We start from the raw sequence: 17,908 nt of genomic DNA on the forward strand, positions 1-17,908 counted from the left end.
CATTGTAAATGATAGTGGTTTTTATTATCATGCCGTAAATTATTTTGATTGCTGTATAAATATCAATGAAACCTTCTTTAATAGCATTAGCCCTAAGTTCTATTACCATGACGCCTGTTGTCGTTGCTGCGCAAACAACAGCAGCAGGATCTGCAACTGATGAGTCTACTGTTGTAAAAAACGACATAGAAACCATTTCAGTCGTTGGACGAGCGTTTTCACTGTATCGCCCAACAGAATCAACGTTTGGTACTCGTACCGATACGCCGCTAGAGAAAATTCCACAGTCAATCCAGGTTATTCCGCAAGCGTTAATCAGCGATCAGGCTGCACGTCAAGTAACTGATCTGTACAGCAATATTGCGGGTGTTAATGGCTTTAGTTACTCAGGTGTTACGTTTCGTGGTTTTCGCCAAGATGAAATTTTATACGATGGTGTAAAAGGTGACCCATTTAGTGGTTTTGCGGTACCACAGTTGTTTAATATTGAGCAAGTGGCTGTTTTAAAAGGCCCTAGTGGCGCTGTGTACGGCAGTGGTAACCCTGGCGGGATCATTAATTATATGACCAAAAAGCCCAGCTATGATAGTAAAACAACCGTTGCAGTTGAACTGGGTAATGATGATTTTTTTAGTGCCGCAGTCGAATCAACGGGCAGTGCCAATGACGCACAGACCCAAGCCTACCGTGTTGGTGTTTATAAAGATTCAGATAAACCATTTCGTGAAAATACCAGCGAAGATAATACTATTATTGATTTAGGCTATCGTTTTGATTTTAATAACGACACTAATCTGGTATTGCAATATACCCATGTTGATCAAGATTTAGGCGGCGCTAGATTACGTGGCGTGCCAGTGGATAAAAACGGTAACTTTATTGCCGACATAAGCTGGAATCATAATGAAGCAACGGATTATCAAACCGTTATTGCTGACGTGTTTCAAGCAAGTTTTCAGCACCAATTTAATGAGGTATTTCGCAGTGATATCACTGCGCGTTATTTTAGTAACGATGCCAATCAAAACTATCATGAGCCGCGTGGACTAATTGACACAGATGGCGATGGAGTACTGGATTGGAGCGAGCGCGAATTTCGTGATCAACAACGCGAAAATACCGGGCTTAGTTTTACTGCCAATTTAATTGCTGACACTGAGCTTGCCGCTATGCAACATGTGATGCTGGTGGGTGTAGATTGGTATAAGCATGAGTTTGAATCTGCATATAGAACAGCTGTACAAGCCAGCAAAGGCGGCCCAGTGCCAGGGATCTCAATATTAAATCCTGTGTATGGATTGACTTCAAAAGATGATTATGATTTGGCAAACGTAACACCGCGTTTATCAAGTACTGAGTCAACACGTATTGGCCTGTATGCACAAGACCAAGTTGATGTTACCGATAAATGGAATGTTACGGTTGGCTTACGGTACGATCGTTTTGAAGACACCGATGTCCTTAATAACACCGAGTTTTCAGACAGCGATGTGACGTATCGTATTGGCACAAGTTATAACTTAAACGATACCTTTTTCCCTTATGCGCTGTATGGCACAGGCTTTATGCCACAATCGGCCAGTAATCAAAATCAAGATGTAGGCGGGCCATTTAAACCAGAGCACAGCAATATTCGTGAACTTGGTTTACGTACTAAGTTACTTGATGACTCGTTGGCTGTGAATATGGCAACGTACCGCATTATCCGTAACAATATTTTACAAGCCAGCACTGAGTTATCAGACACCGGCGTTGATCAAATGGAAGCGTTAGGCGAAGTTGACAGCCGAGGCTTTGAACTTGAGATTGTTGGCGATGTCACCGAACGTTTAGTGATCACAGCAAGTTACGCATACAACGACACGCGTATTGTTGAGCAAAGTGAAAAATTTTCCGCGCAAGCAAAAGGCAGCGATAAATTTGCCAATGCGCCACAAAATACCGCAGGGTTGTGGACGCGTTATGAGTTACCGCAGTTGCACTCATCAATCGCGGCAGGTCTTGATTATGTTGATGAACAAGTCAGTTTAGACGGTGATAAAGTACAGCCGTATACCGTTTATAACATGGCTTGGAAGACTGAATATCAACAATGGGTTTGGCAGCTCTCAGTTAAAAACGTGTTTGATAAAGAGTATGCATCAAGTGGCTTTATAACTCGTGCTGGGCATTTCCCGGGGGAACCACGCCGCGTCTATTTGTCGGCTAAGTACACATTCTAAACTGACAATTTCGTACTATGAAAGCAAAGCAGTGGTTTAACTTACATGCTTGGGCAGGGCTCTTGGTTGGCAGCTTGTTATTGATAACGTGTTTATCTGGCACGTTGGCAACCTTGAGCCACGAAATTGAATATCTTAGTGATAGTAAATTTCGTGCCCTCTCGCATTCCCCTAATACTGACTTTGCTGCAATTGAGAATACACTTGCCCAGCGTTATCCTGGCAGCCAAATCATTAGCATATTGCGCCATCAACAACCTTACTTAGCAACCGAAGTGTCGCTTAAGTGGCAGCAACAGTTTTTGTTTGTGTATGTTGATGGTGCGACGGGGCAATGGCTTGGCGAAGGTCAGTGGGGGAGAGTATCGCGCTTTTTACGTAACTGGCACATGAATCTATCGATGGGTTGGACAGGTAAGTTGATCGTCACGAGTTTAGCCATTCTCTTGGTTATTTTAGTGGTTACTAGTCCGATTGTTTATCGCCAGTGGTGGCGACATTTTTTAAAAAAGCCACGGCAATTAAAAACAACCAATCGTAGCAGCTGGGCTGATTGGCATAAATTACTGGGGCTTTGGAGTTACTGGTTTATTGTGGTCATGGCTATTACTGGCGTGTGGTACTTAGTTGAACACACCTTACAAACAGCCAAAATTGACCATTATATAACCCCCCCCGCAGAGGTTACGGATCTACAAACTGATGTCGCGCATCCGCCAGCGATAAGTGCCATGGTAAACGCGGCGCAATCAGCGTTTCCAAGTTTACATATTCGCGCTATACAATACCCAAGTAAAGCAAATAAACCGGTTTTGGTACTGGGCGATAATGATGACATTTTAGTACGTTTACGAGCTAATAAAGTGTATTTAGATCCAGCTTCAGCAGATGTACTGGCAATTCAAAAAGCCGCAGATTTACCTATTGTCGCGCGCATTAAAGATACCGCCGATCCTTTGCATTTTGGCAACTTTGCAGGGCTAGGTACGAAGTTAATTTGGGCTGTGTTTGGTTGTTTAATGACCTGTATATGTATGGCTGGATTGTATATGAATTGGCTGAGAGTAAAGCGTAAGCAGCGTTCATTATTGCAATGGTTTGGTATCATGGGTGCAGTTAGTGTTTTATTAGTATGTTGTTCCCTGATCCTCACAACGCAAACATTTAGTGTACGCCAAGCACCAGCAAAACTATATTCGCCGGTGCTGTAACGTGCAGATAAAGTTAGCTAGTAACTAGGCCGTAACAACCCAAAGCAACAAACACTATTGCAGCAAGCATTCTTACTTTTGCCATTGGAATACGTTTTAGCAAGGCATTGCCAGCATAAATAACCGGCACATTGGCAAGTAACATACCTACAGTGGTTCCTATGGTTACCCACAACACTGATTGATACTGAGCGCCAAGCAATACTGTTGCTATTTGGGTTTTATCGCCAATTTCGGCAATGAAAAACAGCACCAAGGCAACTAAAAAAGCCCCGTATTGATCGTATTTATTGCTTACTTCTTCATCTTTATCTGGGATCAGTAGCCATAAGCCAACGACAATAAAACAGCCGTTCACAATCCAAGGCAGGTACGAAGAGGTAAAGCTTTGCGATAAATAATCGCCCAACCATGCAGACAAACCATGATTGATAATAGTAGCGACTAAAATACCTAAAATAAGTGCAGGTTTATTGGCAAAGCGGGCAGCTAACAACAGGGATAAAAGTTGCGTTTTATCGCCTATTTCAGCTAAAGCAACGGTGACGGTTGATGTGATAAATGTATCCATTTTACTTCTATAAGGCGGGAACATTAAACCAAGGTAAACGCCTATCTCCCGCCATGAGGATAGTGTTTACCCAGGTCTTGCCGATAATGCTTGCTACATTACAAACTTACCATGCACATGAGGTGCAATTATGTTGATAAGTTTACTTGCTGCGCTTTAAGTTAAAAGGCATCAAGCAGGCTACTCCCCCGAGAAGTGCGCACTTTGCCACATTTCTTTTTTAGAGTAAAGGTACAACAACAGGTTTTGTGGTGCGGCTGAGGGTGAACCCTGTAATTGAATATAAACGTATGCTTCACGCGCAGTACAGGAGCTAGAATACAATCAAGACTACAGCGAGTTTGAAAAAGACTACCAGTTCCCTGATATGCCTTTACCATCTATTGGCATCACAATTAATTTTTAAAGATGATAATCCTCTTACTCTAAGTGTGAGAGGGTTAAGCATCTGAAATATAAATTTAGCGTTTTATGTGAAAGTCAGTTGTCGATTGAATCAAAATAGGAACTAGGCTATGGTTGAAGCATCAATCAAAATAAAATAAAAACGAGTAATTCTACAGGCTCGTTAGATAAACAAAAGCCCTTCAAGGGTTTGGATAGTGGGTTAAGTTAATAACCCGTTGAACATATACATAGACACGGAATGAACGCCGGTTGTGTTTGCGTTATAAAAGGAGAGTTGTTTGAACCCTAAAATTTTGGAAGACTTTATTAGCACTGATGAAGATTTTTCCCCTCATAAGGCTTATTTGGATTCGATCAGTAAATCCAGCGTTGATATTTTGTTTTCAGATGGTGTCGCCAGTGACTCTGGGAGTCGGTTTGGCGGTAATCCTCTGGTTGCAAAGGACTTTGTCTGGCCAGAACATAACGTTGGCGAATACCGGTTTTTAGGCCAGATTAATTTTTCTGAAATCCTCGATTGTCCTGAGCCGCTGCCCAAATCCGGTTTGCTATCACTCTTCTATGCTTATGATCACGACGGTGAAATTTTCTGGGGTGCTGAAGGATATGTGATCGCTTACTATTATCCGGATATTAATGATTTAGTTATGTTTGAGCAAGCAGCTGTACCGCAGGAGGCAAAGGTAATCCGTTTGGAAACCGGGCTGGAAATCCCCAAACATGAAGAGTTACGCAGTGACTGGCCTTTCGATACTAATCTTTTGTATGAACTGCCTTATCTAATAGGCCATCGCGAGAACTACATGCTGGGCTATCCGTCATTTTGTTCGCTTGCTTATGACCCGACCCCTGGTGATGAATGGCTTCCGCTGCTCACTCTGGCATCTCACGATGGGCTTGGCTGGTGTTGGCATGATGGGGATAAGCTTATGGTATTTATTGAGAAAGAAAAGCTTAAAAATGCCGACTTCAGCTGCCTGAAGACCGATGCTGGGTAGCCGCATAATTAAAGTCCTGCTTATTAATACTGTTATAAAATAGGCTTTTTGGATTGCTCTGAAGTGACTATTTTTGTTTAAAGCGAGTGTAAACCGTTATCCGTGTTTAAAAATAACAAGGAAAAAATAACAAAGACATCCAGTTTAATTTTGTATTTTGTGAAACGAAGTACTAAGTTTTATTAAGTGCAAAAAATGAGCAGGGTGTCTTATTGAAATCGCAAGAAAGCGTCAAGTAAGTTTGGTTGATACAAAATATTATCACTGTATTTCACGTTGCGTACGGCGTGCATTTTTATGTGGCGAAGACCACTTTACCGGTCAATCCTACGGGCACCGCAGAGGGGGAGGGGGGATTTAGGTCACAAGTACTACTTGATGAAGCAGCATTAGCAGCCTGCATGGCATATGTTTATTTAAATCCGATTAGAGCTAAGATGGTAAAAACACCTGAAGAGTCAGGCCATATTAGTGTTAAAAAACGTTTAACATGCGCCAAAGATGGCAAGCAACCAAAACAACTACTTCGCTTTGCAGGTATACCACGTCAAATCATGCCAAAAGGGTTACCGTTTGAGCTTAAATCGTAGCTTGAATTCGTTGAGCTAACAGGACGTTGTATATGGTAAAGCAAGCGAGGGTATATTAAAAGTACACACTTACCTTTACTAGAAAAAAACTGGTTAGAACTCACCACGTAATTTACGCGCGTATTTCACGGCGCAGTAGGCAGGCTGTCTTCACAATAACGTTACGGTGAAAACTTAAATCGGAAGCGGCGTGCAAATATCAGTAATTGTAAAAAACTACTGGCATAGCGCTTGAATTACTCAGTAAAAAGTTAAAAACTGATGTCATTTTATGCATGTAATTTAGGTTTAAGAATGCTAATGACTTATTTAATGGATGAAGTAAAAGTAACCCTGTAGTAAAAGATAAATTCTTAACCTAAAAAGTAATTTTATTGTAACGGCTGTGTTTGTTCAATTAGAGTGACTGTCTTGTTTAGTTTCATTGAATCAAAATAGGAACTCGGCTATGGTTGATACATTAATAAAAATAAATTAAAAACGAGTTATTCTACAGGCTAGTTAAACGTCAGAGAGAGTTATGTACGAGAAAGCGTTAGATAATCTAGAAATGGATGAAAGAATTGAAGGTACCTACAAAGGTAGTTTCAATTTTAAAGGAGATGAAGTTCGCATTCATGTTGATCCAGATGGAGAGAAGTTAGAATACACGATTACTCTGGCCAAAAGGATTCTTTCTTCTTTGGATGCATACGACAAGAAAGCCAGAGGCTACATAATAGAAAACAGCCTGCAATCGTACAATGAAGACTGGCGGGAAGATGATGAACCAATACTGACAGCCATGGAGTTCGATAAAAACCTGCGATTGGATGGAGTAAATTTCTTATCCTCTGATAGCGTTGATTTTTTCTACAGCGAAAATAACATGTTTGGAGGCCATTCATTAATTCCACAAATCTTTGATAGTGAGAACTTTGAATATTTGCAAATGTATGGGTAAAACGTTTAACACATATGAGCCTTAACACTATCAATAGGCACTAGTAGTCTTTTTGACCGTTTTATATAATGGCGGTCAACTCTAAATCAATAAACAAATTTGTTTACTTCGTCTGTCGATGCGGCTGTTAAGCAAGTAGCTTACGGCAAACACATATAAGGAGCGCTACGCAATAATATTTACATTATTAGCACTGCATTTGCTTATATTCTTCTAAAGCGCAGCGTTTCTGAACCTCTTTGTGAATAATTCAATTAAATATTTTTTGCACAAAGAGCAGAGAAAGAGAAGTAAATGAGAACTAACTTGAAGGCTAATATTAGCAGCGTAAAATACGATGCATTAATAAAGGTAAGCCCTTACATCTTAAAATAAGCCATTAAGCACCTGTAATACCTTCCAAAACGCCAATTAAAGCAACAGCAAATCCTCCTTTATATTTTATGTGAAAGTCAGTTGTCGATTGAATCAAAATAGGAACTAGGCTATGGTTGAAGCATCAATGAAAATAAAAACGAGTAATTCTACTGGCTCGTTATGTTGGAGATCTTCGGGAGCCATAATATGAATTTGCCAAGTAAAAATGATTTTCCTGTAGGCTCCAGATTCTATATCAAAGAATTTGATGTACCACTAGTTCAGATACCAGACGCTAGTCTTTCTAAGTGGTTTAATTGGTTTGGCGGCAAGCCGAAAGAATACGCCCCAGAAGGTTTAAAGCCTGGCAACAATTGGGAAGCAGAGTCATTTAGTGAGTGGCAGAAAATTGTGAAAGAATCACTTTAAACTATGAATTATATTCCGCCTAAAGCTATTGAGTGTTGGAGAGTCGATAATCCAAGGGGAGAATTATATGAAACCTCAATCATGGATAATTATACGGTGATATCGGCATATGGAAGGTATGCTCATTGCTCGGGATGTAAGGTAGTTTCATGGCAAGAATTTCTAAGTGGTGAATTGAATGAGCTCGTTACCAACACAATGGGGAGTGAAGTATTAAATGAAATTCATCATAAATTACGCTCAATCACATAACAAAAAGCTGCAACATGACTCCGTAAGTTGGCGTTATGTGTCATGGTAGATATGGAAACACTTCAAGAAAAAAATAATAAATACGCTAAATACCACAGAAATGATTCTTGGGGTGTCTTTGTAGCATTTACAATCATGTCACCTTTATTATTCAGTTATGGATATGAATTTTTCTATTGGTTTCAGGGGGAAATAATTGAAGTTCCTCATCCCGCTTTTGTGTTAGTTGGAGCATTGTTTTATGGTGGTATAATGGTCGCAATGGGCGATATCATTATATTTCCCAAACTACTCAAAGTATTCTCGCTTATTGCGGTTATGTGCTGGTTTAGCTATTTTTGGGTTGTGCTTAATCTATCTTGGCTTGCTTTTGCACCCTTAGTTCTTGTTTTTATACTTTTACAAATTCAAATGCCAAAAATTAAAGCTAACTCAAACAAATGTGGCGATGACACATAACAAAGCAATAATGAAAGGGACGCAAAAAGCTTAGCCCGCGTCACTTCGTTCCTAATTTTAGCCAAGCTTTTCTGCGCCACATATTGCGACTAGGAGCGACACGCCGAAAGTATTGAGCTAGGAGCTATTTATTGAAAGCTGTGAAGTTCGCTCAATTTTGATGTGCATGCTGTTTAGAGTATCTTGTAGGAGGTAAATTGATAATACCCAATAAGTTAAAAATGAATGATGAAGTTAGGATAATTGCGCCTTCAAGAAGTTTATCAATTATTGACCAAGAGACGAGAGAAATAGCAAACACAAGGTTTGAAGAGCTTGGCCTAAAATTGTCATTTTCAAAAAACTGTGAGTCGATAGATGATTTTTCGTCTTCATCTATAAAAGAAAGAATTGAAGATTTACATGAAGCATTCCTAGATAAAAAGGTAAAAGCTATCTTTACTGTTATCGGGGGCGATAATGTAAATCAATTACTAAAGTATATTGACTATAATATTGTTAAAAAAAATCCAAAAATTATATGTGGGTATTCTGATACTACAGCTTTATCAAATGCCTTATTTCATAAAACCGGACTAATAACTTACTCAGGGCCTGCATATTCAACTTTGGGGATGCTTAAAGGTATTGATTTTTCGATAAATTATATTAAAAAGTGTTTATTCTCAAGTGATCCTTATGAAGTGATAAACCCCGAACAATGGAGTGATGATTCATGGTTTTTAGATCAGGAAAAAAGAAGCTTTTATAAAGACAATGGTATAAAAGTTTTAAATCATGGTAAAGCTGAAGGAAAAATACTTGGAGGCAACCTTTGTACTTTAAATCTGCTTCAAGGAACTGAATTTATGCCTGACTTAACAAATTCTGTACTATTTCTTGAAGATGACGAGTTAACATCCCCTTCAAATTTTGACAGAGATCTGCAATCATTAATTCACCAAAAACATTTCGACAGAGTTAAAGGAATAGTCATTGGGAAATTTCAATTAAAGTCAGAAGTATCTGAAGACTTACTTAAAAAGATTATACAATCTAAACAAGAGTTAGAGTCAATTCCCGTGCTTTATAACTTAAACTTTGGACATACAACACCCCATATATGCTTTCCTATTGGTGGACTTGTGAAGATAGATACGAAAAGTCGTAAACAAATAACAATAGAAAAACATTAGGTAAAGAATACTCGAGTAATTAGCTAAATTTCATAATAATTAATGGTTGCGGATTTAATATTAAGAGTAATGGGATTGCATCTCCCTTGCTTGACTGACTGCTCATTGCAATTTTGAGTAGTTCGGCTTTGATCGAGAAGTAAACATTCGAGGGTTTTCGCATCGATTGCAGGTTTGTTGAGATAACGGACGCTTCAAAACGCTAATAATTAATTACCAATTTTACTAAAGGGTTAAATTTCAACCGCTCAAATCCCGCAGCTCAAGTTATGTAAAAACGATTGATTAATAGACGAAAAATTCGCGGCTTCACTCCATCATAATATAAAAGAGAGGTTAAAATGGAAAATATGAGGCATTATATATTTTGATTTTATGAAAAATGACGTTTTATTTTACCTACACTCAACACATCACTAATGGCTTAACTACTATGAACTCAGCGTTAAAGAATACAATGCGAACATTTATACATTCGGTCTCAGTTATGTGTGCTGCGCTGTTACTGACAAGTTGTGTGAGTTGGATTGCACCAACTGTTAAATCTGAGTTGATAGCGCTTCAAGCGGGCGAATATCAGCTAGACAGTCAACATGCTGCATTAATATTTAAAATCCAACATTTAGGGTTATCAACCTATGTAGGGCGTTTTAATAAATTTGATGCACAACTCAACTTTGATCCTAATAACATGACTGCCGCGTCATTAAACGCAGTGGTGGATATTAGCTCTATTGATATTAATAATGCTGACTTAGCAGAAACCTTACAAAATGACACTTGGTTTAACAGTGAGCGCTTTGCGCAGGCATCATTTACTAGCCACACCGTTACGGTTATATCTGATAACAATTTTAATTTCTCAGGTGATTTAACTCTTAGAGGTGTTACCAAACCTGTGACGTTTAAAGCCACATTTCACGGTGGAGCAGACAACTGGATTACAGGAAAATACACCATTGGTTTTAGCGCGGTCGGTCAAATCAAACGTTCTGACTTTGGCATGGACAGTTATATACCGATTGTTGGGGATCAAATTGACTTAGAAGTTTATGCGGAATTTATTAATGTTGGTAAGCAATAAGAAGTAAGTGATAGCTACTAAATCGTCAATCAGTGACATTTTCAGATAGAATATAATCCCTGAATGACCGCTAGGGCACTTTTGTGAAGTTTGTCTAAAAAGCGAAATACGGGCTAAATATTTTTAGCATGTGTTTCCATTTTGGTCGACTTTACTTGTGCCACATACCTGTCTTTTTCTGAGCAACAATAGGCCTTGATTGGATTGTTTTACCATGTGCGATGTCATTTACTCACCTCCCCCCTCTTGGTTTACTATCGATAGCGAGGTTAAAAAGCGCCAGATCTCTTACTTTATAAAATAGTTCTAGTTGTATTCGAATAGCTCATATTTGTTGAAGTTTGAGAAGCAACCTTTGTCCTACAGGCTTATTTTTATTCCAACCCTCTTTAGGATTATATAGTGATTTGAGTTGTTTCCACTTATGTGGATGATAATTCAATATATATTAAAACTGGGCTGTATCGCTTTTCATAGAGATTAGGACTATCTTTAATTATAGGCAAATTAGATTATGGAGAGCGTTTAAATGGCAGAGCTTTGTAAAATTCTCGTTATAGATGATGAAGAGATCAACACCTTGCAACTAGAGCATGTTCTGGACGATGTTGGGTTTATTTGTTCATGTAATAAAAGTGAGGATGCCATCGCTCTTATTGAAGAGTTTATACCAGATATACTTTTACTCGATCTAGAAATGCCCAATGTTAGTGGATTTGACATATTACTAGAAATACAAAAAAGACCTCATCTTGGTGATTTACGCGTTTTGATCATCACTTCTCATAATGATCCTGACATCGAGCAAAAAGCGCTTTCATTGGGAGCGATTGATTTCATATCTAAACCTTTGAATTTAACTTTATGTCGAATGAGGGTTGAAAACCATACAAAAATTCGAATTCAAGAAAAAACCATTCAGCGCACTAAAGCAGCTTTGGCTGCTGAAAAAGAGCACTTACGGATCACGTTAGACTCTATTGCTGATGGTGTTATTTCTACTGATGAGCATGCGTGTATAACTTACCTAAATCCAGTAGCGCAACGTCTAACCGGTTGGTCACAAATTGCGGCTAGAGGGCGACATATTGAAGAAGTAATGATACTTAGAGATGCCTCAACAAAAATACCTTCTATGAATCCTTTATCAGTTGCTCTGAAGGAAAATCGTCCTGTTGCTATGGCTATAAACACGCAGTTAATTAGCCGGCAAGGTATGCTGCACCGAGTCGAAGATAGTGCGGCTCCAATATTAGATAAGGATGGTAATAAGCGTGGTGCAGTAATGGTTTTTCAAGATGTTAGCGAAGTCCTTGCTATGTCAGTTCAAATGACTTATTTATCTCATCACGACCAACTAACTGCATTACCCAATCGCGTATTGCTTCATGACAGGTTAACTCAAGGAATAGCTAGAGCCTCATTTAATAATACTAAAGTGAGCCTGATGCTTCTTGACTTAGATAAATTTAAGTACATAAATGATGCTTTAGGACATCATATTGGTGATGAAATAATTGCCCATATAGGTCATAGCCTTGATAAATTTGCATGTAATGATATTACTGTTGCAAGAGTGGGCGGCGATGAATTTGCACTTGTTGTTCCCTATGAAAAAGACACATTCGGTCTTGAACCGCTTATTAGTCAAGTGCTAGATGTCATCGCTAAACCTTTCAGATTAGCTGATGAGCAACATGTCCTTTCAGCAAGCTTGGGGATAAGTGTGTATCCTGATGATGCATCAAGTGTAGAGGAAATGCTTCGTCATGCAGATTCAGCAATGTATAAAGCAAAACAAGAAGGCGCTAATAGCTATTATTATTTTAGTAATGATCTCCAAGTTGAAATGACTAAGCGTTTAAAAGTGGGTAATTGCTTACGCAACGCGCTAGATAACAATGATCTTGTTGTGCTTTATCAGCCAAAATATGACTTAGTGACTCACGACGTTATTGGTGCTGAAGGATTAGTGAGGCTAAAAGATGACACTGGAGAATTTATATCTCCACTTAATTTTATTGAATATGCCGAAGAATCAGGACTAATTTACCGTTTAGGTGAACAAGTTTTGGAGCAAAGTTGTATTGATGCTAAAAAGTGGCTTGATGCAGGATACCCAAAGAAAGTCGCTGTTAATATTTCAGCTAAACAATTCACTGGTATTTCGCTGGTTGATACGGTTGCATCGATATTAGAAAAAACTAAGCTACCAAGTCGTTATTTAGAGCTGGAGGTAACCGAATCAGCACTGATTGATAATTTCGAACAAACGATAAAGCAATTACAGGCGATCGCTGATATGGGGGTTAGCCTTGCGCTTGATGATTTTGGCACGGGGTATTCTAGTCTGTCATATTTGAGACTATTTCCTCTTGATGTGCTGAAGATTGATCAGTCTTTTGTGCGTGATATGATTAGTGACTCTCAATCGCTTGATATTGTTACTGCAATTATCGACTTGGCTAATTCATTAAGCCTACAGATCGTGGCGGAAGGTATTGAAACAAGCCAACAAAGAGATAAGCTACAATCTCTAGGCTGTGCCATTGGTCAGGGATACTTACTTGGTAAACCAATGCCCTTTTTAGAGATGATGGACGTGCTTACTCAAGCCAAAAATAAAGGAAATATATGCACCTAGCTCTTAAGCCATTAACGCAATGTAAAATATTAATAGTTGATGATGATGAAATAATTCGCTTTTCACTACAGGCTATCATGGAAGATTACTTTGAAGTCGAAACACTAGCTATGGGCTTACAAGCGTTAGATTATTGCAAATCCAATATCCCAGATCTCATTTTACTTGATGTAAATTTGCCAGACATCAGTGGCTTAGATGTATGCAGAGCGTTAAAACAGGATATATTGTTTGCGCACGTTCCTATTGTATTTATTACTGCAACTTATGATACTGATTCTCAGAATGCTTGTTGGGAAGCTGGTGCAGCAGATTTTATTGATAAACCAGTAATTGCCTCAACGCTTATACATCGAACTACAAATCACGTAGAGAATAAGCTGCGCTTAGAAGTGTTGATGAAGTTGACTTATAAAGATTCTCTTACAGGACTTTATAATCGGCACTATCTAGACAAGGAAGTCAGTAATGCGCTGAAACAATCAGAGCGTGAAAAAAAGCCGTTTAGTGTGTTAATGACCGATATTGATCATTTTAAACTTTATAACGACCATTATGGTCACCTTCAAGGTGATATTTGTTTAAAACAAATTGCCGATGTGTTTGCCAATAGTTTAAAAAGGCCTCATGACGTAGCGATTAGATTTGGAGGTGAGGAGTTTCTGATTGTGCTGCCTTATACCGACATTGAAGGGATGTCGCACGTATGCAAACAAATAATTCTACAACTTAATGAGTCAAATATTGAGCATAGTCAATCATCCATTGGGCACGTTACTGTTAGTATTGGCGGAGTAACGTATGAGAAACAGGGCACAATGGAGCTTAATGAGTTGATCTCATTGGCTGACGAAGGACTATATTGCGCCAAGCGAGATGGCCGTAATTGCTATAAATTACAGGTTGTTTAATTTGGCTCCTTAGTAGTTTTAATTAATTATGAGATCTAATTTGCTGTTTTTTTTATTGTTTAGTCTATACTTTTTCTCTTAGGGACATTGGTATTGGATAAATAATAATGAGTTATTCACCTGATCGTAGACACTTCCTGCGTACAGTTGGTGCCGGGGCCGCTGTATCAACACTCGCATTCAAAGCGCCTTATGTATTTGCTAAAAAAGTAACAACTTTGCGCGTCATGGGCACTCACGTTACATTGCAAGAAGAGCTTCGGCAGCGAGCAATGCGAGAGCTAGGTATAAATTTACAATTTATACCTATGGGTAGTGCAGCTGTTTTACAAAAAGCTGCTGCGGATCCAACTTCTTTTGACCTTTATGAACAGTGGTCAGACTCAATAAATATCCTATGGCAAGCCGGTGCTATTCAACCAATAGACGTCGATAGGCTTGTCTACTGGAATGAAATAAATGACCTTACTAAAATAGGTAAAATAACCCCCTCGGCCAAACTAGGGGCAGGTGATGCACCAAACAAAATTTTATTTGTTCAAAATGATGGCTCATTAGCAAGTACACCTACAAAAAAAATAAGCTTTATGCCATATGTCCACAATGTTGACTCATTTGGCTATAACACAGATTACATCGAAAAGGGGCAAGCCTATGAAACTGAGTCTTGGTCTTGGTTGCTGGATGATAAAAATAAAGGAAAAGTGGCCCTTGTTAATGCACCAACAATAGGCATATTTGATGCTGCGCTTGCTGCTCAGGGCCAAGGTCTGATGACATTTAACGACATTGGCAACATGAGCATTGGCGAATTAGATAAATTGTTTGCAATTTTATTATCGAAAAAAAGGCAAGGCCACTTTTCTGGTTTCTGGACATCAGTACCGCAGTCAGTGGATTTTATGAAGACAAAGCGCGTTAATATCCAAAGTATGTTTTCACCGGGTGTGAGTGCCTGTAGAGGCCAAGGTATCCCTGTTGTCAATGCATCCCCGAAGGAAGGGTATCGTGCTTGGCATGGTGTTATGTGTTTATCTGCTAATACCTCGGGGCATGTAAAAGATGCGGCTTATGAATATATGAATTGGTGGCTATCTGGTTATCCTGGAGCCTTTATTGCTCGACAAGGTTACTATATATCTAACCCACAGCGTAGCCAGCCGTTAATGTCTAAGCCTGAGTGGGATTATTGGTACGAGGGAAAAGAAGCAACCACTGAGCTGATTGGAACGGATGGTAAAATTTCTGTACAAGCTGGCCAGACTCGCGATGGTGGAAGTTATATTAAACGTTTTTCAAATATAGCTGTGTGGAATACCGTAATGCAAAATTACGATTATAGTTTAGATAAATGGTATGAACTACTTAATGCTTAAGGACGTCGTTTGGTACATTTAATATCGCGTTCTATTGCAGCGAAAATGACATTAGCGTTAGCACTGGTGGTAATTACACTCAGTATCAGCTACATCGTCATGGATAAACGCTTAGAAGCAATTGATACATCGGTAAATAATATTACGGATATTAGTAGTCATGCCATTGGTATTTTACGAATAAACAAAGATATTGTTGAAATGCAACGTGATATTTCGGTCTATGGCGCATCAGGGAGTGATGCGGTATTTGCTAAGATTGAACAGAACTACCAAAGTATTGACCAGCGTTTAAAAGCAATAGATAAAAAAAATAATGAAGTTGACGATAAAATTTATATCGATGCCATGTCTGAACTCGTGCTTAGGTATGGTGATAATCTAAGCGTGCTAAAAAAGCGCTATAATATAAAAACAGCATTGATAGATACAGAGCTGCCACGTATTTATTTAGGCGCTGTTGCCCATTTAACAGGCTTACTACAACTGACCGCAGATTTAAAAGATAAGTTGTTAATTACGCAAAATATAAATATATGGCACACATTACACCACAATGCGCAGCTTTATTTAACTAAAAAGGACTATTCTAAGCGTCAACAAGTCATTAAGGCGCTGCAAAGTCTCTCAAGCTCCAAATTAGCTTTGCAAAAGCAGCAAAACAGGATCGAAAACCCAACAGTTCAGTTAGCTGTAGATTACCAGCAAGCTTTTACTAAAAGCGTCCAAGCAAATCGTAACTATTTAAGTCTAGTTAATGTTGTTATGGCGGGTGATGCCATTGAGTTTAGTGCATTAGCAAATACACTTAGAGAGCAGTCACTGTCACGTTTAATTACAATAAAAGAAACCGGCTCAGTTAGTATTTCAAAAACAGAGTATGTTTTACAGCTACTCGGAGTAGGCGCTATCTTGTATATCATTGGACTAGCGTTATTTTTTCACTTTCATATAGCACATGCTATTAAACTATTGACCAAAAGTTTTCAAAGCTTTCTTAATGGTGACCTATCGGCGCCCATTCACGATTTAACACGCAAAGATGAAATCGGTTTGTTAGCGGGTGCTGCAAATCGTTTCAGGGCGTTAAGTAAAGACTTTATTTCTGCAAAAAAAGCAGCGGAACATACTTCTAAGGTCAAATCTGAATTTTTGGCAAATATGAGTCATGAGATCCGCACTCCTATGAATGGAATTTTGGGGATGGCGCGACAGCTTGGCAATACCTCTTTGACAGATAAACAAGCAAGAATGTTAGAGATTATTCAGTCTTCAGGCGCCAGCCTGCTAGTTATCATCAATGATATTCTCGATTTGAGTAAAATTGAAGCCGCAAAAGTTGAGCTTGAAAACCAATCAATCGATTTACATAAAATGCTAGATGAGTTAAAGCTACTATTTAGTGAACAAGCAAATGCAAAACAAGTGCAGCTTTTTGTTTCATCGCCGACAGACGAAGAGAATATTATTTTTGCAGGAGATGAAACACGCATAAAGCAAGTACTTATAAATTTGTTAGGCAATGCCATTAAATTTACTGAAAGAGGAAGTGTTGCATTAAATGTAAATGTTCAGAAAGAGGCGAATAATGAGCTTATATTGTCGTTTGGTGTGTCGGACACTGGTATAGGTATATCACACGAGCATATTGAGACACTCTTTGAAGCTTTTTCACAGGCCGATACCTCGATTACACGCCGATTTGGCGGAACAGGCCTCGGTTTAGCTATTACCAGTAAGTTATTAGCGCTTATGGATGCACCTTTAAAGGTAGAAAGTGAGCTTGGTAAAGGCTCGCTTTTTTATTTTGAATTAAAGACTCAAAGGGGTGATAAACAAGCGAGTCGACAACATGAAAATACTAAATTACCAGCACCGCAAGAGATTGATCTGTCTAACTTAAACGTATTAGTTGTTGAGGACAATGAGATTAATCAAATTGTTATTGAAGCGCTTTTGAAAGAGTTTAATATCACTTGTATCAATATAGCCGGTGATGGTGAGCAGGCGATTGCACAGTGCGAAATGTGTGCATTTGATATTATTTTTATGGATATGCAAATGCCTGTTCTTGATGGGCCTCAAGCAACACTTAAAATTAGAACGATGCCAGCTTTTTTAACAACACCGATAATAGCTTTAACTGCAAATGTACTAGGTAGCGATAAGCAGCGTTGTTTTGAATCTGGTATGGATGATTTTATCGGCAAACCAATAAGTTATGAGTGTTTAAGAGCGGTACTATTAAAGTGGTGTAATCCCCTAACTAAGCATTAGT

At 38.8% G+C, this 17,908-nt stretch carries 13 protein-coding genes and 1 pseudogene; 13 read left to right on the plus strand and 1 reads right to left on the minus strand.

Features of this window, described 5'->3' with window-relative positions; genetic code table 11:
- Window positions 1-65: 65 nt before the first annotated feature.
- Together H5154_RS06565 and H5154_RS06570 are read left to right on the plus strand one after the other, a co-directional pair.
- Window positions 66-2,222, plus strand: a complete 2,157-nt coding sequence (locus H5154_RS06565; RefSeq protein ID WP_182717802.1) for a TonB-dependent siderophore receptor — start codon at window positions 66-68, stop codon at window positions 2,220-2,222.
- A 17-nt stretch (window positions 2,223-2,239) separates the two neighbouring features.
- Window positions 2,240-3,433 (plus strand): PepSY domain-containing protein, encoded by a 1,194-nt coding sequence (locus tag H5154_RS06570; protein WP_182717803.1) that lies wholly within the window; start codon window positions 2,240-2,242, stop codon window positions 3,431-3,433.
- A 13-nt stretch (window positions 3,434-3,446) separates the two neighbouring features.
- On the opposite strand, the gene H5154_RS06575 is transcribed toward H5154_RS06570, so the two are convergent.
- Window positions 3,447-4,004 carry a TMEM165/GDT1 family protein gene (locus H5154_RS06575; RefSeq protein ID WP_145236272.1) on the minus strand — a complete coding sequence of 186 codons (558 nt, stop codon included), beginning with the start codon at window positions 4,002-4,004 and terminating at the stop codon, window positions 3,447-3,449.
- Window positions 4,005-4,690: 686 nt separating this feature from the next.
- Between H5154_RS06575 and H5154_RS06580 the strand changes: the two genes are divergently transcribed.
- The 11 genes and pseudogenes from H5154_RS06580 to H5154_RS06630 all read left to right on the plus strand — a co-directional run bounded on the left by H5154_RS06580 (window position 4,691) and on the right by H5154_RS06630 (window position 17,907).
- A complete protein-coding gene (locus H5154_RS06580; protein ID WP_182717804.1) occupies window positions 4,691-5,410 on the plus strand; it encodes a YwqG family protein in 720 nt (239 codons plus the stop codon).
- Window positions 5,411-5,621: 211 nt separating this feature from the next.
- Window positions 5,622-6,228: pseudogene (locus tag H5154_RS06585) on the plus strand (hypothetical protein).
- A 292-nt stretch (window positions 6,229-6,520) separates the two neighbouring features.
- Window positions 6,521-6,943: a DUF2262 domain-containing protein gene (locus tag H5154_RS06590; RefSeq protein WP_182717805.1), complete on the plus strand. Its 423-nt coding sequence runs from the start codon at window positions 6,521-6,523 to the stop codon at window positions 6,941-6,943.
- A gap of 564 nt (window positions 6,944-7,507) precedes the next feature.
- A complete protein-coding gene (locus H5154_RS06595) occupies window positions 7,508-7,729 on the plus strand; it encodes a hypothetical protein (protein ID WP_149980072.1) in 222 nt (73 codons plus the stop codon).
- Window positions 7,730-8,023: 294 nt separating this feature from the next.
- Complete coding sequence (locus H5154_RS06600) at window positions 8,024-8,440, plus strand: hypothetical protein (RefSeq protein ID WP_220493375.1); 417 nt, start codon at window positions 8,024-8,026, stop codon at window positions 8,438-8,440.
- A gap of 221 nt (window positions 8,441-8,661) precedes the next feature.
- Entirely contained in the window at window positions 8,662-9,615 is a 954-nt protein-coding gene (locus H5154_RS06605) for a S66 peptidase family protein (protein WP_182717807.1), read from the plus strand.
- A gap of 457 nt (window positions 9,616-10,072) precedes the next feature.
- On the plus strand, window positions 10,073-10,699 hold the full coding sequence (locus H5154_RS06610) for a YceI family protein (protein ID WP_259398466.1): 627 nt from the start codon (window positions 10,073-10,075) through the stop codon (window positions 10,697-10,699).
- A gap of 529 nt (window positions 10,700-11,228) precedes the next feature.
- The gene (locus H5154_RS06615) at window positions 11,229-13,343 is read left to right on the plus strand and encodes an EAL domain-containing protein (protein WP_182717809.1); all 2,115 of its coding nucleotides are present in this window, start codon (window positions 11,229-11,231) and stop codon (window positions 13,341-13,343) included.
- Entirely contained in the window at window positions 13,334-14,254 is a 921-nt protein-coding gene (locus tag H5154_RS06620; protein WP_182717810.1) for a diguanylate cyclase, read from the plus strand. Before H5154_RS06615 ends, H5154_RS06620 begins: the two co-directional genes overlap by 10 nt.
- Before the next feature lie 107 nt (window positions 14,255-14,361).
- Entirely contained in the window at window positions 14,362-15,630 is a 1,269-nt protein-coding gene (locus tag H5154_RS06625; protein ID WP_182717811.1) for a PotD/PotF family extracellular solute-binding protein, read from the plus strand.
- Window positions 15,631-15,639: 9 nt separating this feature from the next.
- Entirely contained in the window at window positions 15,640-17,907 is a 2,268-nt protein-coding gene (locus tag H5154_RS06630; protein WP_182830687.1) for an ATP-binding protein, read from the plus strand.
- Window position 17,908: the final 1 nt, after the last annotated feature.

It is taken from the genome of Pseudoalteromonas sp. SR44-5 (assembly GCF_014163675.1).
Classification (GTDB): Bacteria; Pseudomonadota; Gammaproteobacteria; order Enterobacterales; family Alteromonadaceae; genus Pseudoalteromonas; species Pseudoalteromonas rhizosphaerae.